Raw genomic sequence first — 16,758 nt, forward strand, 5'->3', positions numbered from 1 at the left:
ATTTGATGGTGCAGGTGGCCGTCCCGCCTGATATTTTTTCTGTCTTTATTTTTACCGGTGAGCAACAGGTGCATGTTTTCGAAAAACTATTCGGTAAACATGACGACTACCGGCTGCTCACCGGCACTATACAGAGCCCCGGAAAAGTGCAAAAGAAGAGACCCTCCGCAATTTTCGGGAAAACTTCATTGATAATTTTGAAGGTGGTACCAGTGCTTTCTTTCCCGGCTGGTAGGCCTTGTCTCAGAGAAACAAGTCCGGCTGCAGTTTCCCGCCCGGCGTCACAGCATAATGCGCCAGATCAGTTATCCCTTCTGCTTTTAATACTGCTTCATCAATAAAGTTATTGCCCGTACAGGAAGCCGCCGGTTTCCCGAGTATGTAAAACGCTGCATCCGCCATGATGTCCGGTTTACGGCTTATTTTCATCAGGGCTTCGCCGCCGAGCAGGTTTTTAATGGCCGCTGTAGCGATGGTGGTAGCCGGCCATAATGAATTGGCCGCAATGCCGTATGATTTTAACTCTTCCGCCCATCCCAGGGTGAGCATGCTCATGTTGTATTTGCTGATAGTATAGGCCACGTGCGGACCGAGCCAGTTGGGGGACAGGTTTACCGGTGGCGACAGTGTCAGGATATGCGGGTTGTTCCCTTTTTTGAGATAGGGGATACAATGTTGTGTTACCAGGAAGGTGCCTCTGACGTTGATGTCGTACATGAGATCGAAACGTTTGGCCGGTGTTTGCTCGGTGTTGGTGAGTTGAATAGCGGAGGCGTTGTTGATGACCACATCGATGCCGCCAAATTTTTCGACTGCCTGTTGCACGGCTTGTTGTATCTGTTCTTCCTCGCGGATATCCACTTTGACGGGCAGGGCTTTTCCGCCGGCTTTTTCCACGGCTTCCGCCACGGAGAAGATGGTGCCACCGAGGCGGGGATCTTCTTCGGTGCTTTTGGCGGCGATAACGATATTAGCGCCGGCTGCCGCGAGCTTCAGGGCAATGGCTTCACCGATGCCTCTGCTGGCGCCGGTGATAAAGATGGTGCGATTTTGAAAGGTCATGTCAGGCTGCTTTTGTTGGGTGTAAGAAATATTTATGGCCGGATGTTTTTACCGGCTTTGTATACAGTCACAATATGACGGGTATTTTTGATGTTTGACTCCGGGTTGTCTGCCAGCACCAGCAGATCGGCCACCTGGCCGGGTGCGATGGTGCCGGTATTGGGGAGCTTCAGTACTTTGGCTGCGTTGCGGGTGCCTGCGCTGATGGCTTCCAGCGGCGTCAGTCCTGCCTGTACCATCAGCTCCAGTTCCAGGTGTTCTGAGAAGCCCTGTGTACGTAGCGGCGTAGCGCCGGAGTCGGTGCCCATGGCCACGAAGATGCCTGCGCGGTATATGCGGCGAAGGTTGCGCAGCGCTGTTTCAAAGGCCGCCTTGTTTTTGGCAAAGGCGGGAGAGCGCTCCAGCTGCTGTTTGTATTCCGGTGAGGTGATCATTTCATATACGCCCGGCTCCAGCGAACGTTTAAAGAATTCGTCGTGTAGCCATTCGGGTTGGCGTGCGTAGATGTAGGCATATTCATCGAGCGACAACGTAGGGATGTACACGATGCCTTTCGCCTTCATGGTCTGCAACAGTTTGTCGTCGATGTCCCGGTCACGGATGCTGTGAGCGAAAATATCGATGCCGGCATCAGCCAGCTGTTGCGCGTCTGCTGCGTAATACAGGTGGGAGGCCACCCTGATGCCGTGGTGATGTGCTTCGCTGATCACTGCCTTGTATACGGCAGGCTCCATCTTTTTAAAACGGCCGCTGAAATCATCCAGCCACATTTTCACCACATCGGGACGTACCTGTGCAACCTTGTCCATGGCCGGCGCCACATCGGCGGCCGTAGCGGGGCGGTTTACGAGGTCCATGCCAAACTCCAGCGGCGGTGCGCCGTTGGGCACTCCGAAGCCATAACCGGCAGAATGCAGGCGTGCGCCAGGCAACAGTCCGGTCAGCGATGAATCCCGCAGACCGCTTTCAAACAGCATGGGCCTGTCGGTGCCCATGGCCAGCACATGCAGCACGCCATAGTCCGCATACTGTTGCAGCTGCCGCAGGATATTTCCCCGGGTGTAGTTAACGGCATTGGTAGTGGTGCCTTTCAGCGTGCCTACGTGTGTATGAACGCTGATCAGTGCGGGCATGACGGTCTTGCCTGTGAGGTCTACCACGGTGGCGCCCGGCGCTTTCAGGTGGCTGCCAACGGCGGCAATGGTATCTCCCTGTAACAGGATATCAGTATACAGTTGGGACCGGTGGCCGGTGCCATCTATCACGGTGGCATTTTTAAGCAGGGTGGTCTGCGCTGACGCCGCTGTTCCTGATAACAAGGCTGCTATCAGCAGCGCAGAAAAGTTTGTTGTCATCCTCTTTTGTTTTATGGATCTGTCTTAAATATACCCCAGACTGTATAAACTACCATGTAAAATTTTGCAGGACATTTTACCGGTTTTGCAGAGAAACCAGGCGGTGTTGCACAATACTGTTTGCTGACGCGGCCTGAGCGGCTATTTTTGACCGGCAATCATTTTTTATGGCATACTGCATTGAAGTGGCCGGTCTGGCCTACCAATTTAGAGACAAAACACCTGTGCTGCAGGATATACAACTGAAGGTGCCGCAAGGGGCTATCTATGGTTTTCTGGGACCTAACGGTGCCGGCAAAACGACGACGCTGCGACTGATCACCGGCCTGCTGCGCATGCAGACAGGCAACGTGCAGGTCCTGGGCAAGTCTTTCCGGCAGCACCGGCTGGAGATCCTGCGGCAGACGGGCTGCCTGATCGAAAGTCCGGCTATCTACGAACATCTGAGCGCCGCAGACAACCTGCTGGTATTGCAACGTATTTATCAATGCCCCAAAGCCAATATCATGGAGGCATTGAACACAGTAGGGCTACAGGCTGTGCGCGATAAAAAAGCCGGTCAGTTTTCGCTGGGCATGAAACAACGGCTGGCATTGGCCATGGCGTTGCTGCACCACCCCAGGCTGCTGATACTGGACGAGCCTACCAACGGCCTGGACCCCAATGGTATCATCGAGATGCGTGAGTTACTGAAGAAGATCAACCGGGAGCAGGGCATCAGTATTTTGATCTCCAGCCATCTGCTGCCCGAAATAGAAAAGCTGGCCACCCATATCGGTATCATCAGCAAAGGCCGTATGGTGTTTGAAGGCAGCCTGGAGCAATTGTCAGGCCTGCGGCGGCAGGTGAGAGGCTACCTGCTGGAAACGACAGACAATGCCGTTGCCGCGAAGCTTTTATCAGCCAGGGACATCCCCATTGTGACAGACACGGAAGGAATACAGCTGCCGGCATTGCCGGTGGCGGTCATCACGGAGCTGAACAGTCAGCTGGTGCAGCGTGGTATCGGCGTATATGGCATCCAGCCGGTTAAAAATGATCTTGAAACAATTTTCATGGACCTTATTCAACCTTAAATTATGTTGACATATCTCCATAGTGTTCAGAGTGAATGGCTCAAAAGAAAGAACAGTGCCGCCACCTGGCTTACCGTTTTGGGCGCCGTGCTGGTGCCATTGATTGTACTGTGTTACCGTTTTTATTATTTTGAACTGCTGGCCACGCAAAACGCATCGGCCGACATATGGGAGCAGCTGTACAACCGTTCCTGGCAGTACATGGGATTCCTACTGTTGCCCATGGGCGTCATTCTGGTCACAAGTTTGATTACGCAGATCGAAACCCGCAGCAATGCCTGGAAGCTGTTGCATATAACGCCGCAACGGCTGACGACCATCTTCTTTGCTAAACTGACGGTTATTTTGATCATGCTGTTATCCTTTTTTCTGTTGTTTAACATCGGCATTTATCTGACGGGCGTGCTGCCGGCGCTTTTGGTAAAAGAGGTGCCCTTCCCCACAGCACCTTTCCCCTGGCTGAAATATCTGTATGGTAACGGAACGTTCCTGGTTGCCTGTCTGCCGATAGTGGCGTTTCAGTACCTGATAGGATTGCGCTACCGGAATTTTATGGCGCCGCTGGGAGTGGGGCTGGGCCTGTATATTGTGTCTTTCATCGCGTTCAAATGGGAATATGCTTATTTTATTCCCTACATTTATAGTATACTGACATTTATCGATGGTATGCATCATACAGTAAGACCGGTGAATATCTATTTGTTGTCGACCGCTTATTTTGTGGGGTTCACCGTATTGGCGTATACGTTATATATCAATAAAAGTGAGAAAGGATAGATCATGTCGACATACATCTGCAGTGTTCAGAGTGAATGGCTCAAAAGAAAAAACAGTGCCGCTACCTGGCTTACCGTTTTGGGCGGTACATTTGTGCCACTGATCATCCTGGGCGTACGGTTATATCATTTCGACCAGCTGGCCGGTCAGAACGCCTCGGCCGATCTATGGGAACGGTTATATCATGAAGGCTGGCAATACATGGGCTTCCTACTGCTGCCCATAGGCATAATCCTGGTAACGAGCCTGGTCACACAGCTGGAAACCCGCAGTAATGCCTGGAAGTTATTGCATGTAACGCCACAGCGGTTCACTATTATTTTCCTGGCTAAACTGACGGTTATCCTGATGATGCTGTTGTGCTGCCTACTGTTGTTTAACGTCGGTATTTACCTGACTGGCGTGGCGCCTGCATGGGTGATGCATGATGTGCCCTACCCTGTGGCTCCTTTCCCCCGGATGAAATACCTGGTTGGCAGCACACACTTTCTGTTGGCCGGTTTACCGGTATTGGCGTTACAATATTTGCAGGGATTGCTCTTCAGAAATTTCATGTTGCCCCTGGGAATAGGACTGGGGCTGTACATTGCATCAGTTATAGCGCTCCCGTGGAAGTATGCCTGCACAATTCCTTATATTTATTGTATGATGTTAGCCAATCAGGGGGCAATACCATCTGGTGTTTACATCATGTCGACAGGGTATTTTGTATTGTTTGGCGTGTTGGCTTATATACTGTACGTCAGAAAAAAAGAGAAAGGATAATGACAAAGAAGGTAATCGTTGTACTGCTCCATATTGGATACTGGATGATGTACTTCTTCCTGATCTTACTTTTTTTGGCGATCATAGCCAAAGGCAACCTCCGTTCCGCCAACCTGCGAGGGTCAGCGCCAATGGCTATTTTTTGTTTTGCGCCCGCTTTGCTGGGTTTCTATAGCTTTTATGGCTTGTTGTTTAACCGTTACCTGCATCCTCAACGGGTAGGAACGTTATTGCTTGCCGGCATTGTTACCGTACTTTGTTGTGGCGCCATTTCCCTGCTGCTGCTGTGGCCTTACAAGGGTCTTGCCTCCGGCCGGCAGCTAGTGGTAATGTGGCTGGTCACATCCGGAATGGCGGCCATTCATGGCATTATTGCCTTCGTATTAAAGGGATTCATCAGCTGGTATGGAGACATTCAACTGAAAGAAGCGCTCAATAAAAAAAATTATGAGACCTCCATGGCGTTGATCAAAGCGCAGATCAACCCGCACTTTTTATTTAATACCATTAATAACATCGACGTATTGATCTCGAAAGATGCAGGGAAAGCTTCATTATATCTCAATAAACTGTCCGGTATCATGCGGTTTATGTTGTATGAGACCAGGGGGGAGATTATACCGCTGTCGCGGGAGATGGCCTACATCGATCAGTATATTGAGTTGCAGCGTATCCGGTCCTCCCATGCCGGATATGTCACCTATGAAGTAGAAGGTACGCCTGGCAACAGGATGATTGCCCCGATGCTTTTTATTTCCTATATCGAAAATGCGTTTAAACATGCGGAACATAAGAAGGCGGAAAACGCGATCCGTATCCGGTTGCAGATAGAAGACGACCGGCTGGTGTTTTCCTGTCGCAATCTGTATAGTGTGGAAGCGCCGGTGAAGCAGGAACACAATGGGCTGGGCAACGAGCTGCTGCAACAGCGGCTGGAGCTACTGTATCCAGGCCGCCACGAGCTGGATATTACACGCGAAGGAGGTGTTTATCAGGTAAACCTTATATTGCGGGACGCATGAAGATCAGTTGTATTATAGTAGAAGATGAGCCGCTGGCCATGGAAAGGGCGAAGGAGTACGTTGGGAAACTGCCCTACCTGCACCTGCTGGCCACGTTTGACAATGGCATGGATGCCATGGTATACCTGCGGCTGCATCCTGTGCAACTTATCCTGCTGGACATCAATATCCCCGGTATTTCCGGCATACAACTGCTGGAAGCGGCCAATACCCGCTGTGAAATAGTGCTGCTCACTGCTTATGAGGAGTATGCGTTGAAAGGGTATGAGTTGAATGTGACTGACTACCTGTTGAAGCCTTATACGTTCGACCGCTTTGTGCTGGCGATGGACAAGGTACAGCATAACCTGCAGCGGCAGGCACCCTCCATACCGGATTACATCTTCATAAAAACCTCCTGGCGACTGGAAAAAGTGTCACTCAGTGATATTATTTATATAGAAGGCCGTCGCGACTACCGTAAAGTATATACGCAGCAGAAACAGATCATGACCCTGCAGCCATTTGGCTGGTTTGAACAGGAACTGCCGCCCCAGCAGATCTGCCGGGTGCATAAGTCTTATATGGTGGCCATCTCCAAAATAGACAGTATTGAGAAAGAAGGTATCCGTATCGCCGGGATTACCATTCCGGTATCCGAGACATACCGCAAACAGTTTTATGCTCTGATTACGCGTGGCTGATTTTACGGCGGGCAAACCAGTAGGGAACCACAAAGATCAACACAGCGGCAGATATCCGGTACCAGTTAGCCTCCGGTCCGTAGAAGTCCGGATAATTAGTTTGCTCTATTCCGGTTACATTGAGTAGCCATTGCATTATTTCTATGATATGTGCAATGATGCTGACGCTGATTAATAGTAGACAGGTAAACCAAACGCTGGTATTGCGTTTACGGGAGAAGGCCAATACAGGAACGATGCCACATAATAGCGATATCATTACTATCATCTCTGCACGATAATTCCGACGAGGGGGAACTTCCTTGTAATATTCGACACTGGCGAAGTATATTACGATAAGATGCAGCAGGACTGATGATACCAACATTATTAAGCCCAGTATGGCAAAAGGAATATTGGCATTGTGAAGATAATGCGGGCGTATTTTTTTCAGGGCGGGTATGAAAGCTGATGCTATCAGAAAAAGAAAGAGCGAAATGATACAGCCTTCCAGCAGGTAGATGGTAATGGTCCAGATAAATACCATGGTATATAGGTTGTCCCTTAAAATAGGGAAAACGGCTGCAGCTAGGCGTCAGTCTTTGTTATGATTGCGCAGCCCGGTTTACTTTACGGCGGGCAAACCAGTAGCAGAGCAGAAAGAACAGCAACGCAAAGGCAATACGGTACCATTTTGCGGCAGCCACTTCCTGCCAGAAGGAATTATACAAATTAAACCCTGATAAACCGACAAGCTGTTGTGCAATCAGGTCAGCATGGACAATGAGCGTAATGCTGATCAACAAAACACATGTAAAACCGATATTTATCGCACATTTGCGGGAGAAGGCAAATAGGGGGACAATGCCTAACAATACCACGCCGGCCAGTATACGTTTTGCTATGAAGGAATAGAACTTAAACTCTTCTTTGTGCAGGAGCTCGATGACCACGATACTGTACAAGAATATAGAAATCCCCAATGCCACCAGGCCGGCAATGGCAAAGATAGTATTGGCCATACGAAGATATGATGGCCGTAAGCTTCTTAAAGCAGGTATAAATATAGAACCAATCAGGAAAAGAAGTATTGAAATGGCACAGCCATCTGTCAGTTAGGTAAGAATGTACCAAATGATTCCCATGATGATATTTTTTGTACAGATAAAAAAACGAAAGCGTGTATTCTATACCGTTAGCCGGATGTTTTTCCGATTTTGCGCAAGGTATAATAATAGCATCCTCCGAAAAATACTACCGTCGCAATAATTATCCGGATGTAAGGGAAATCAGATGCCTGTTTCGCGGCTGCTGCGTTGCCGTTCTGTGCAGCGTTCCATAGCAAAACATATTCTATCACTTTTGTGATTAGCAGAGAAAATACCAACAGCCAAGTGAAGCCTTTGTCTGCGGCGCGTTTTCCGCGAAGTGCTATCACCGAAAGCGTGCAGGGCAGCACTATCTCAAAAAGAAATACCGGTAGCGGAAAATAAAAGAGGATGTTATTGGCATCAAATGGATTCGGCAGTATCATAAACATGATGACGGTCTTCAGCAGTACAATAGCCGCAATCGTTTTATTGGCGATCATCAGGTAAGCCGGACGAATAGCTCGGAGTGACTTCCGGTAGTCACACGCAATAAAAAACAGGAGGGTCGATAGTATAAAACCGGCTATCAGGTGATGGAGAAAGTTCCGGAAGTATTCCATAGTTAACGCATAAGGTTGTTACTTTGTAAAGTAAAGACAAACGGGCATATGTTCCAACTGCAATCCAAACCGGTAATCGTAACACTTGAGATAGCCCCTTCTGATATGGCACGGTTCAATACCTTGCGGGAATTGTATTTCCCGTCCCACGCCAATTACCTGGAGGCGCACCTTACCTTGTTCTACCGGTTACCCGGCATGGAAGCTGTTATCCCCGAAACGTTGCAGCAGTACAGCCGAAGGGCGCCTATGGCCCTTCAGGTAAATGGCATTGTGAACTTTGGCACCGGGGTAGCCTATACGTTGTATGCACCGGCATTAGAGGCGTTGCATAAAAAATTACAAGTGGCGTTTGAGCCCTGGCTGGTGCGGCAGGACCGGCAGCCCCTTCGTCCGCATATTACCATACAAAACAAAGTGACTTCTTTTAAAGCGGCGCAGTTACATGCACAGCTCTCCGCTACATTCACTCCTTTCGATATTACCGCTACCGGCTTTGGTACCTGGGAGTATCTGCGCGGCCCATGGAAAGCGCTGGACAAATTTATGTTTCAGGAATAGATGGCCCGGATGATCGCGATGTCATCGGAAGGTCTTAGTCCGCGTTGATGTTCCAGGGCTTTCCGCCCCGGCACAAAAAAAACGCCTCCTTCAGGAAGCGTTTTTATAATGAAATAATCTTGTCAACTATTGCTGTGCTGCTTTTTTCTTTTTGGAGTGATCAACGATCGCGCCGGTACCGGCACCTACGCCAGCACCGATGATGGCACCGATGGCTGCACCTTTCACATGGTCAGGGTTTACGATGGCACCGGTGATGGCGCCAGCGCCTGCACCAACTACTGCGCCTTTAGCGGTATGGCTCCATCCTTTTTTCTTTTGAGGAGCAGGGGCCGGAGCGGGTGCCGCGGCGGGAGTATTGTCGGCTGCTACGGTGTTGGGCGCTGCGTAACTGTTACGTTCCGGCGATTCGATCCGCTGGCCTTTATGAGCAGAGTGGTGGATAGTGTTGATAGAATCGATTACCTGTTGTTTCGCTACATTGATGGCGTTGATGGAATCGATCGTTTCTTTTTTGGCCTTTTCAACCGCTGCGGCAGTGTCTGTGCTGTTACTGTTACAGGCGAAAAGAGTTACTACAGTGGCCAAGGCTAAAACTATCTGTTTCATGGTTCAAAATTTTTGAAAATTCTAGGTTTAACCAGCTGTTAGCGAAAATTATGCCATATGTTTAAAAAGTGTTATAAAATTTTAATTTTATGAGGTCTATGGTTGGTTGAAATTTAATATATGATTGACCGTTAGGACTTTATATCTGGAGGGAATTATGCTTTGGGCATCCGGCGGACAATCAGCCAGGCCACGACGATGTTGGGCACCCAGCAAAGCCAGGCTACTACCCGATAGGCGATGACAAAATAGTGCAGTTCATATACCAGCAGCGGGAGCCATAGCCGGAGGGTAACCGCAGCGAGGCAGGCGGCGTAGCTGTATATCATCAGTTTTTCATGTTGGGCGGTATTACCCTGACGGATAGCCGTGTAGGCCCGTAAGGTAGTGGTGGACCATACCACAGCGAGACAAATAAATCCGGTTTGCGCAATGGGGCCGCCGGTAGCGGTGAAGCCAATGCAGAAGCCCGCCAGCCCGCTGATAAGGGTGGTGATGATGTATACCTTGCCCAGTTGCCGGTGCCACTGTACTTTGCGTTCACGCAGCCTGCGGCTGAACTGTGGCCAGCCCGTCAGCAGTGCTATTCCACCTGGTATAATATGAGCGTAAAAACCAATACGCCATAGTGTGTTGCTCAGCAGAGCGGGTGGTTTGGAACGCAGCAAGCCGAATTTTTCTCCCAGAATAAAATACAGGGAGGGATAGAGACCAACGATAACAGCCAGCAGGGACAGGAGTGCCCAGGCGGAGATCCGGAAATATTTTGCCGTGGAAGAAGGGGTGGTCATGGTCCAGGGATTTATAACTTCCATAAGTTGCAAAGAAATCCCCGGATTAGCAACGGTGATTTTGACCACGATAGGTTAATGCGGGGTTTCCTGCTTCCGGTTCATTTTGCGGTATATGCCCGGTGTTATGCCGCGGTATTTTTTAAACAGGCGGGAGAGGTAGCTTTCATCGGTGAAACCCAGTTCCTGCGCTATTTCCCGTACCCGCATGTTGCTATAGCAAAGGCGGATGTCCACCAGTTTTAGTTTGTAACCGATGATATAATCCTGTATGCTTTCACCGGTATGTTTTTTAAAGTATTCGCCGAGGTAATGCACCGACATGTTGAAGTGTGCAGCCAGTGCCGGCATGCGCAGCATTTCCGGTTGATAGACATGTTCCTGGAGGTAGCTGATCATGCGTAGTATGGAGAACTGGCCGCTGTTTTCCTGTACGTCAGGATTTTCCGACATGAGAAGGTTGCGGGCAATGAGATTGAGCAGAATGGAGATGGACTGGCGGATGATCAGCTGATAACCCTTGCCATGCTGTTGATGTTCGCGGGCGATGCCGCTGAGTAGTGCCTGGGCCATGGCGCCGTCTGCGGCGTCGCGAAAGATGCAGCCCGCTTTGGCGTGATAGTTATTGAAGATGTAGTCTGTCTTTTTTATCCAGTCGCACAGTTCCAGCCGTTCAGCATCATCTTTTAATTGTGTGATAAAAAGCTGTGTGAAGCGAATAATAGTAAAAGCAGTGTGTTCTGTGATATCGCAATGGTAACGATCTTCCGGGGCAACGAGGAACAGTTTGCCCGGGCAGTAATCATATTGGTTGTCATTGATATGGTGATGGCCTTTTCCTTCGCGGACGTATACCAGTTGGAAGGAGGTTTGCGGGTGCCGTGTGTTTTCCCAGGAGTCTTTCTCTTCCAGCACAATGTCGTATGGTTCGTGCAGCAGTTTGTTGAACATGTTGCAAAAGTACTGGCAAAACCCGTTAAAGTGCAATTTTTTATTGTACAAATGGGGTTTCCTTTGCAACCATAAAAGCAAGGATTTGTATGGAAGCGATGGAAAGCCGCCGTTGGTGGGCATTAGCGGTACTATGTATGGGCGCGTTTTTGTCGCCGTTGGATTTTTTTATTGTCAATGTAGCGTTGCCGGCCATTAAGAGCAGTCTAAACGCCTCAGAGGGAGGTTTGCAGCTGGTCATTGCCGGTTATGGCGCGGCGTATGCCGTACTGGTAGTAACAGGCGGGCGGCTGGGAGATATCTATGGCCGCAAGCGTATTTTCCTGTCGGGCATGGCGATGTTTACGCTGACATCGGGTATTTGTGCTATGGCAGGGGATATCCGGGTGCTGATTACTGCACGTATTGTGCAGGGGTTGTCAGCGGCTTTGCTGGCACCACAGGTGTTGTCCACTATCCGGGTGATATTTCCGGTGAAAGAGCAACCGTTGGCTATGGGGATTTTCGGGTCAGTATTTGGATTGGCGGCCATAGGCGGACAGCTGTTGGGCGGCATGCTGATTGAAGCCGGTATTTTTGGCTGGACGTGGCAAAGTGTATTTATGATTAATATACCCGTGGGAGTGGTCACGGGTATTGTGGGGATGTATATACTGAAAGAGAACCGTCCGCCGGTGCGGCAGCGACTGGATATCCCTGGTATGCTGCTGATCACGCTGACGTTGGGACTGTTTATTTATCCGGTGATCATGGGAAGGGAAGCGCATTGGCCACTGTGGGTATACGGCTGTTTGTCGGCATCGGTGGTGGCGGGACTGTGTTTTGTGTATACGGAGCGCTATATGCTGCAACGGGGAAAGGCGCCGTTGATACACCTGCCACTGTTCCGGGACAGGCATTTTGTGACGGGGCTGGCGATCATCTACCTGTATAATCATACCGCGGCATTTTTCCTGGTGTATCCTTATTATCTGCAGCATGAGTTGCACTGTGACGTGTTGTCTGCCGGATTGGCTGTATTGCCGTATGCCGCCGGTTTTTTTACCGGGCCGTTAATCAGTCCTTTGCTGGCCAGACGGATGAGCGTGTATATTGTGAGCCTGGGCCAGGGCTTGCTGGCAATGGGCTTTGTGCTGGTGGTGACGGGCCTCTGGCATTCGCCGGAGCCGGGCGGTGTTGTACAGGCAGGATTGTTTTTCGCGGGTATTGGTCATGGTATCGTGATGCCTTCCATGATGCGGATCATCCTTTCTGAAGTGGCGGTATCAGTAGCCGGGCAGGCGGCGGGGATCGTAAGTACGGCCATACAGGTGGGCAGCGTGATGGGCGTGGCCTTGCTGGGGACCTTGTTCTTCGCGTTGCTGGACGCATATCCTGCACCAGCAGCGGTAAGCATCACGCTGGGCATTCTGGCTGTATTGGAAGTAGTGGGGCTCTTGTTGGTCATCACCCTAAAATCATCTTCAAAACAAAAGATCATATATGGACAATCTTAGTAAAGCAAAAGAAGAAGTTATCCGGTTTCATGAGCAGATGGCCGCCTGGTTCAGGGGCGGGGAGCAGGCGGCAGCAGCCGGTACAGCGGGGCTATTGGCCAATTTCAGCCCGGATTTCCGGATGGTGTCACCCCATGGGAAGCGCAGCAGCCTGGAAGATCTGACGGAATGGATGCCGGAGTTGCTGGGTAAGTTTCCTGATATGCGTATAACCGTAAAGGATATACAGGGATATGCGACAGACTACCATGTACTGTTAACCTACACCGAAGTGCAGGCTGACAGTCGAGGTGGAAATACCCGTCATTCCAGCGCTGTATTTATCCGCGATGGAGAGCGCATGTTATGGCTGGACCTGTGGGAGAGCCTTTAAGTTCTGAATGATCCTGTCCAGGAAAAGAATGGTGTAGGCATAGTCTTCAGGGTCTGTGCCTTCCAGCATTTTTTCCCGGATGTGTTTTTGCCGCCCTTCTATTTCAGTGAAAACATCTGCGCCGGCAGCCGTAAAACGGCAGGTATCGTTGCATACCGAGATCCAGTCCCTGTCCAACAGAGAGGCGATGATAGCCTGAAATGTTTCCGGTGTAATAAAGCGGGCTACCTGTGGGTAGTAGTCTTTCGTATATATTTCTCCGTTGTCCGCGATGTTTTTCAGCAGTTGCCAGTGAAAACGGGTGAGGCCAAAGCATTCGAAAGCATTGTCGAAAGTAGAGGTGATCAGGCTGTCTGCTTCTTTCAGGTACCAGCCGATAGGTTTAACGTGTCCCATGTTAGTCTTTGCTTGCGGTAGTTATTTCAATCATGATGTTGTCGTACCGGAAATAGAAACCAAAGGTCTTTCTGATCCGGCGCGGTGATTCTGTCAGGGGAATGCCGCCGTCATGCAGCTGTTGCCAGGTTTGATGTACGGCAGCCTGGTCCGGCAGATAGAAGCCGATATGAAAAGCGTCAGGGTAGGCGCATTGGCCGCTTTCATTGAACCGGTCGTGCATGAGTACCAGTATGAAACCGTCCGGACCATTCAACACGGCCAGGGCGTCGTTCGGCGGCATGTCAGCAGGTTTGAATCCGAGGTATGTCTGGAAGAAGTGGCTGGCATGGGCCACATCGCTAACGGTCAGATTCAGATGGTTGAGTGTCATTTTTTGAGATATTTAAAAAGAATGATCGTTCGTTTTTATAGTGCAAATATAAAACGAATGATCATTCTTTTTAAAATTATTTTATCGTGACAGGAAGTCCGTTGAAAGCGCTGTACTGTTGGATCGCTTTCTTAAGAGCAGGCTGGTGTGTTTTTTTCAGTGGTTTGATCGGCTGGAGTTCAAGGGAGATATCTTTTTTGTTGATCGTACGTTTCCAGGTGCCGGTAATTTGTCCATCGGCCACAATGACCGGCCCGAGGCTGGCCATCGGAGCCAGGTTGCCGTTGATATGCAATTGTTGGATATCGCGTTTCTTATAGGCTACGGTGAATTCATCGTAAGCGGGCAGCAGGAAAACAGACAATTTTTCTTTTGTTGTTTTCACGGGTGGCGTCCAATAGGTTTTGTCATCCGCTTCCACGGCAATAAGCTGGTCTTTTACCGCTTCCAGTCCGCTTTTGGCTTCAATAACCGTCAATCCGGACCACCAAGCAAAGTCCTGCAGGGTAGCTGGTCCGTGGCTGTGGAAATACCGTTGGGCCAGGGCAGCTATCGATTCTGCTTTGGAGAGCGGGGCTGTTGCCGGCACATGTTCTTCCAGCAATACATAAGAGAACTGTTTGCCGTGCCGGGGACCGCTACAGATCAGCCCGTCCAGCTCTGCGTGTCCCAGCAGGGAGCCAAGCCGGTATTCATCGGTCACAATGCCGGCCTGCTGCAAGGCAGGGGCTATCTGCAGCCGCGTTAGCTGTTGCCGGTTGCGGAGCAGCTTCTCCAGTACTTTCTGGCTTTTGGTGATAACAGCCTTAGTGATGCCCCAACGGTTATCATTATATGCACATAGCGCCTTGACCCTCGGTGCCGACAGTTTCAGCATCCAGCGCAGGTCTGCCGGCGCCACAAAATGCCAGGTAGGCCGAAGCACATGCGTACGGATGATTTCCCAGTTGCCCATAGCGTCGTCAAGCAGGGTGTCAGTAGCGGCAGTAAGCCGTTGACCGATAGCCCATTTGGCAGCTGCATAATCCTGTGCCTGCACGGCGCCCATCCAGGCCACCAGTTCACCGGGACGGCTGTGTTGCGGTGTGATCAGGCATTGTTGTTGTAATCTCAGTTGGGTGATATCAAAAGCGTTCATCATGGACAAGTTAGTAGTTCTGTTTCTGATTACAAAGAAATACCCCGTCTGTGACAACCATATGTCAGCAGCCTTTTGATTTATTTGGAATATTTTCAAAATGGACTATGAGCAATTATGACGCCATCGTGGCAGGCGCCGGTCCTAACGGTCTGGCCGCCGCTATTACCCTGCAACAGCGGGGCTTACAGGTATGCCTGTATGAAGCAAAAGATACTGTCGGCGGCGGCATGCGTACCAAAGAGCTGACGCTGCCCGGGTTTCACCACGATGTATGTTCCGCCATTCATCCCATGCTGGCCATATCGCCTTTCTTCCGCAGTTTATCGCTACAGTCATATGGCCTCGAACTGATACATCCTGCCATAGCAGCTGCACATCCCTTTGACGATGGGAGCGTGGCCGTTCTGCGTAACAGCCTCGCCGACACGGCTGCCGCATTGGGAGAAGACGCATCCGCCTATCGGGAACTGATAGCTCCCCTGGTGGATGACTGGGAAAGCATAGGCGCCGATATCCTGGCGCCCTTGCACCTGCCGCGGCATCCTCTAAAGATGGCCCGCTTTGGGTTCACCGCTTTGCGATCAGCAGCAGGTGTGGCCAAACGTTTTCGCACACAACAGGCCCGAGGCCTCTGGGCAGGTATGGCCGCGCACTCCATGTTGCCATTTGACCGTTCACCTGGCGCAGCCATCGGCATGGTGCTCTGCGCTGCAGCACATATTGCCGGTTGGCCGCTGGTGAAAGGCGGTTCGCAGAAAATAGCAGATGCCATGGCCGCTTGCTTCCAGTCGCTCGGCGGCACTATCGTCACCGGTGTTACCGTCAACACCATCGATCAGCTGCCGCCGGCAAAAATGGTCCTGCTGGATGTTTCTCCCCGACAGTTAGCAGGCATAGCGGGGCATCGTTTTTCCTCACGCTACCTCCGGCAGTTGAGCCGTTACCGTTATGGTCCCGGGGTGTTCAAAATCGACTGGGCACTCGACGGCCCCGTACCTTTCATCAACACCGAATGCCGGCAGGCAGGGACGGTACACCTGGGAAATACTTACGAAGAAATAGCAGCCGCCTCCCGGTTGCCCTTCGTGTTATTCGCGCAGCAGAGCGTATTCGATGATACCCGCGCTCCCCATGGATACCACACTGCCTGGGGTTATTGCCACGTTCCCAACGGCAGCACCATCGATATGACCAGCCTCATTGAAGCACAGGTCGAGCGCTTTGCTCCCGGATTTAAAAAGCGTATCCTCGGCAGGCATATCATGAATACTGCCGATATGCAACAATACAATCCCAACTACATCGGCGGCGATATCAATGGTGGCATTATCGATCTTCGTCAGCTGTATGCCCGGCCGGTACTCAGTGCCTCACCTTATCGCACCAGTGCCAAAGGCATCTATCTCTGCTCCGCTTCCACACCGCCCGGAGGAGGTGTACACGGTATGTGCGGTTACCACGCCGCATTACAGGCGTTAAAAGATTTTTAATAATTTTTTTGGAGATGAAAATGTTTTTACTACCTTCGCGCTCCCGTTAAGGGGAAATGATTCCGTAGCTCAGTTGGTAGAGCAATACACTTTTAATGTATGGGCCCTGGGTTCGAGTCCCAGCGGGATCACCTGATGGGACAAGTC

20 protein-coding genes and 1 tRNA gene are annotated in these 16,758 nt (G+C 50.6%); 10 read left to right on the forward strand and 11 right to left on the reverse strand.

From position 1 onward, the window contains the following. Positions 1-243: 243 nt before the first annotated feature. On the reverse strand, positions 244-1,062 hold the full coding sequence (locus HGH92_RS23320) for an SDR family oxidoreductase (protein ID WP_168873138.1): 819 nt from the start codon (positions 1,060-1,062) through the stop codon (positions 244-246). A 32-nt stretch (positions 1,063-1,094) separates the two neighbouring features. Next, positions 1,095-2,417: an amidohydrolase family protein gene (locus HGH92_RS23325; RefSeq protein ID WP_168873139.1), complete on the reverse strand. Its 1,323-nt coding sequence runs from the start codon at positions 2,415-2,417 to the stop codon at positions 1,095-1,097. A 167-nt stretch (positions 2,418-2,584) separates the two neighbouring features. Here HGH92_RS23325 and HGH92_RS23330 point away from each other — a divergent pair, with 167 nt between their 5' ends. From HGH92_RS23330 to HGH92_RS23350, 5 genes are read left to right on the forward strand one after another with little or no spacing between them, the layout of a single operon-like run. Next, a complete protein-coding gene (locus HGH92_RS23330; protein WP_168873140.1) occupies positions 2,585-3,493 on the forward strand; it encodes an ABC transporter ATP-binding protein in 909 nt (302 codons plus the stop codon). A 3-nt stretch (positions 3,494-3,496) separates the two neighbouring features. Next, complete coding sequence (locus tag HGH92_RS23335; protein ID WP_168873141.1) at positions 3,497-4,270, forward strand: ABC transporter permease; 774 nt, start codon at positions 3,497-3,499, stop codon at positions 4,268-4,270. A gap of 3 nt (positions 4,271-4,273) precedes the next feature. Continuing rightward, complete coding sequence (locus tag HGH92_RS23340; RefSeq protein WP_168873142.1) at positions 4,274-5,035, forward strand: ABC transporter permease; 762 nt, start codon at positions 4,274-4,276, stop codon at positions 5,033-5,035. Beyond that, positions 5,035-6,057, forward strand: coding sequence for a sensor histidine kinase (locus HGH92_RS23345; RefSeq protein ID WP_168873143.1), 1,023 nt, complete (start codon positions 5,035-5,037; stop codon positions 6,055-6,057). Before HGH92_RS23340 ends, HGH92_RS23345 begins: the two co-directional genes overlap by 1 nt. Continuing rightward, a complete protein-coding gene (locus HGH92_RS23350; RefSeq protein WP_168873144.1) occupies positions 6,054-6,740 on the forward strand; it encodes a LytR/AlgR family response regulator transcription factor in 687 nt (228 codons plus the stop codon). Before HGH92_RS23345 ends, HGH92_RS23350 begins: the two co-directional genes overlap by 4 nt. On the opposite strand, the gene HGH92_RS23355 is transcribed toward HGH92_RS23350, so the two are convergent. The 3 genes from HGH92_RS23355 to HGH92_RS23365 form a co-directional block, all read right to left on the reverse strand. Continuing rightward, entirely contained in the window at positions 6,727-7,266 is a 540-nt protein-coding gene (locus HGH92_RS23355; RefSeq protein ID WP_168873145.1) for a hypothetical protein, read from the reverse strand. The two genes, HGH92_RS23350 and HGH92_RS23355, sit on opposite strands and share 14 nt — an antisense overlap. A gap of 58 nt (positions 7,267-7,324) precedes the next feature. After that, positions 7,325-7,741: a hypothetical protein gene (locus tag HGH92_RS23360; RefSeq protein WP_168873146.1), complete on the reverse strand. Its 417-nt coding sequence runs from the start codon at positions 7,739-7,741 to the stop codon at positions 7,325-7,327. Positions 7,742-7,914: 173 nt separating this feature from the next. Continuing rightward, positions 7,915-8,430 carry a hypothetical protein gene (locus HGH92_RS23365; RefSeq protein ID WP_168873147.1) on the reverse strand — a complete coding sequence of 172 codons (516 nt, stop codon included), beginning with the start codon at positions 8,428-8,430 and terminating at the stop codon, positions 7,915-7,917. Between the two features lie 48 nt (positions 8,431-8,478). Between HGH92_RS23365 and HGH92_RS23370 the strand changes: the two genes are divergently transcribed. Then, positions 8,479-8,991: a 2'-5' RNA ligase family protein gene (locus HGH92_RS23370; RefSeq protein ID WP_168873148.1), complete on the forward strand. Its 513-nt coding sequence runs from the start codon at positions 8,479-8,481 to the stop codon at positions 8,989-8,991. Positions 8,992-9,117: 126 nt separating this feature from the next. Here HGH92_RS23370 and HGH92_RS23375 read toward each other — a convergent pair whose 3' ends face one another. The 3 genes from HGH92_RS23375 to HGH92_RS23385 all read right to left on the reverse strand — a co-directional run bounded on the left by HGH92_RS23375 (position 9,118) and on the right by HGH92_RS23385 (position 11,342). Further along, a complete protein-coding gene (locus HGH92_RS23375; protein WP_168873149.1) occupies positions 9,118-9,600 on the reverse strand; it encodes a YMGG-like glycine zipper-containing protein in 483 nt (160 codons plus the stop codon). 155 nt (positions 9,601-9,755) lie between these two features. Then, a complete protein-coding gene (locus HGH92_RS23380) occupies positions 9,756-10,415 on the reverse strand; it encodes a DUF2306 domain-containing protein (RefSeq protein ID WP_211092699.1) in 660 nt (219 codons plus the stop codon). Positions 10,416-10,466: 51 nt separating this feature from the next. Next, the gene (locus HGH92_RS23385; protein WP_168873150.1) at positions 10,467-11,342 is read right to left on the reverse strand and encodes an AraC family transcriptional regulator; all 876 of its coding nucleotides are present in this window, start codon (positions 11,340-11,342) and stop codon (positions 10,467-10,469) included. An 89-nt stretch (positions 11,343-11,431) separates the two neighbouring features. Between HGH92_RS23385 and HGH92_RS23390 the strand changes: the two genes are divergently transcribed. Both HGH92_RS23390 and HGH92_RS23395 read left to right on the forward strand, forming a co-directional pair. Continuing rightward, entirely contained in the window at positions 11,432-12,838 is a 1,407-nt protein-coding gene (locus HGH92_RS23390; RefSeq protein ID WP_168873151.1) for an MFS transporter, read from the forward strand. After that, on the forward strand, positions 12,825-13,211 hold the full coding sequence (locus HGH92_RS23395) for a DUF4440 domain-containing protein (protein WP_168873152.1): 387 nt from the start codon (positions 12,825-12,827) through the stop codon (positions 13,209-13,211). The genes HGH92_RS23390 and HGH92_RS23395 overlap by 14 nt, the downstream gene beginning before the upstream one ends. On the opposite strand, the gene HGH92_RS23400 is transcribed toward HGH92_RS23395, so the two are convergent. The 3 genes from HGH92_RS23400 to HGH92_RS23410 form a co-directional block, all read right to left on the reverse strand. Continuing rightward, the gene (locus tag HGH92_RS23400; RefSeq protein WP_168873153.1) at positions 13,182-13,607 is read right to left on the reverse strand and encodes a MarR family winged helix-turn-helix transcriptional regulator; all 426 of its coding nucleotides are present in this window, start codon (positions 13,605-13,607) and stop codon (positions 13,182-13,184) included. The genes HGH92_RS23395 and HGH92_RS23400 overlap by 30 nt on opposite strands. 1 nt (position 13,608) lies before the next feature. Beyond that, positions 13,609-13,980: a VOC family protein gene (locus tag HGH92_RS23405; RefSeq protein ID WP_168873154.1), complete on the reverse strand. Its 372-nt coding sequence runs from the start codon at positions 13,978-13,980 to the stop codon at positions 13,609-13,611. A 76-nt stretch (positions 13,981-14,056) separates the two neighbouring features. Next, positions 14,057-15,121, reverse strand: a complete 1,065-nt coding sequence (locus tag HGH92_RS23410; RefSeq protein ID WP_168873155.1) for a winged helix DNA-binding domain-containing protein — start codon at positions 15,119-15,121, stop codon at positions 14,057-14,059. A gap of 104 nt (positions 15,122-15,225) precedes the next feature. Between HGH92_RS23410 and HGH92_RS23415 the strand changes: the two genes are divergently transcribed. Continuing rightward, complete coding sequence (locus HGH92_RS23415; RefSeq protein ID WP_168873156.1) at positions 15,226-16,611, forward strand: phytoene desaturase family protein; 1,386 nt, start codon at positions 15,226-15,228, stop codon at positions 16,609-16,611. A 58-nt stretch (positions 16,612-16,669) separates the two neighbouring features. Continuing rightward, a tRNA-Lys gene (locus tag HGH92_RS23420) sits at positions 16,670-16,742 on the forward strand. The last annotated feature ends 16 nt before the right edge of the window (positions 16,743-16,758 follow it).

It is taken from the genome of Chitinophaga varians, from assembly GCF_012641275.1.
Taxonomy (GTDB): domain Bacteria; phylum Bacteroidota; class Bacteroidia; order Chitinophagales; family Chitinophagaceae; genus Chitinophaga; species Chitinophaga varians_A.

Bases quoted from the DNA above. Each gene is read 5' to 3' on its own strand.
- HGH92_RS23320 (WP_168873138.1), bottom strand. From the start codon at position 1,062: ATGACCTTTCAAAATCGCACCATCTTTATCACCGGCGCCAGCAGAGGC.
- HGH92_RS23325 (WP_168873139.1), bottom strand. From the start codon at position 2,417: ATGACAACAAACTTTTCTGCGCTGCTGATAGCAGCCTTGTTATCAGGA.
- HGH92_RS23330 (WP_168873140.1), top strand. From the start codon at position 2,585: ATGGCATACTGCATTGAAGTGGCCGGTCTGGCCTACCAATTTAGAGAC.
- HGH92_RS23335 (WP_168873141.1), top strand. From the start codon at position 3,497: ATGTTGACATATCTCCATAGTGTTCAGAGTGAATGGCTCAAAAGAAAG.
- HGH92_RS23340 (WP_168873142.1), top strand. From the start codon at position 4,274: ATGTCGACATACATCTGCAGTGTTCAGAGTGAATGGCTCAAAAGAAAA.
- HGH92_RS23345 (WP_168873143.1), top strand. From the start codon at position 5,035: ATGACAAAGAAGGTAATCGTTGTACTGCTCCATATTGGATACTGGATG.
- HGH92_RS23350 (WP_168873144.1), top strand. From the start codon at position 6,054: ATGAAGATCAGTTGTATTATAGTAGAAGATGAGCCGCTGGCCATGGAA.
- HGH92_RS23355 (WP_168873145.1), bottom strand. From the start codon at position 7,266: ATGGTATTTATCTGGACCATTACCATCTACCTGCTGGAAGGCTGTATC.
- HGH92_RS23360 (WP_168873146.1), bottom strand. From the start codon at position 7,741: ATGGCCAATACTATCTTTGCCATTGCCGGCCTGGTGGCATTGGGGATT.
- HGH92_RS23365 (WP_168873147.1), bottom strand. From the start codon at position 8,430: ATGGAATACTTCCGGAACTTTCTCCATCACCTGATAGCCGGTTTTATA.
- HGH92_RS23370 (WP_168873148.1), top strand. From the start codon at position 8,479: ATGTTCCAACTGCAATCCAAACCGGTAATCGTAACACTTGAGATAGCC.
- HGH92_RS23375 (WP_168873149.1), bottom strand. From the start codon at position 9,600: ATGAAACAGATAGTTTTAGCCTTGGCCACTGTAGTAACTCTTTTCGCC.
- HGH92_RS23380 (WP_211092699.1), bottom strand. From the start codon at position 10,415: ATGGAAGTTATAAATCCCTGGACCATGACCACCCCTTCTTCCACGGCA.
- HGH92_RS23385 (WP_168873150.1), bottom strand. From the start codon at position 11,342: ATGTTCAACAAACTGCTGCACGAACCATACGACATTGTGCTGGAAGAG.
- HGH92_RS23390 (WP_168873151.1), top strand. From the start codon at position 11,432: ATGGAAGCGATGGAAAGCCGCCGTTGGTGGGCATTAGCGGTACTATGT.
- HGH92_RS23395 (WP_168873152.1), top strand. From the start codon at position 12,825: ATGGACAATCTTAGTAAAGCAAAAGAAGAAGTTATCCGGTTTCATGAG.
- HGH92_RS23400 (WP_168873153.1), bottom strand. From the start codon at position 13,607: ATGGGACACGTTAAACCTATCGGCTGGTACCTGAAAGAAGCAGACAGC.
- HGH92_RS23405 (WP_168873154.1), bottom strand. From the start codon at position 13,980: ATGACACTCAACCATCTGAATCTGACCGTTAGCGATGTGGCCCATGCC.
- HGH92_RS23410 (WP_168873155.1), bottom strand. From the start codon at position 15,121: ATGATGAACGCTTTTGATATCACCCAACTGAGATTACAACAACAATGC.
- HGH92_RS23415 (WP_168873156.1), top strand. From the start codon at position 15,226: ATGAGCAATTATGACGCCATCGTGGCAGGCGCCGGTCCTAACGGTCTG.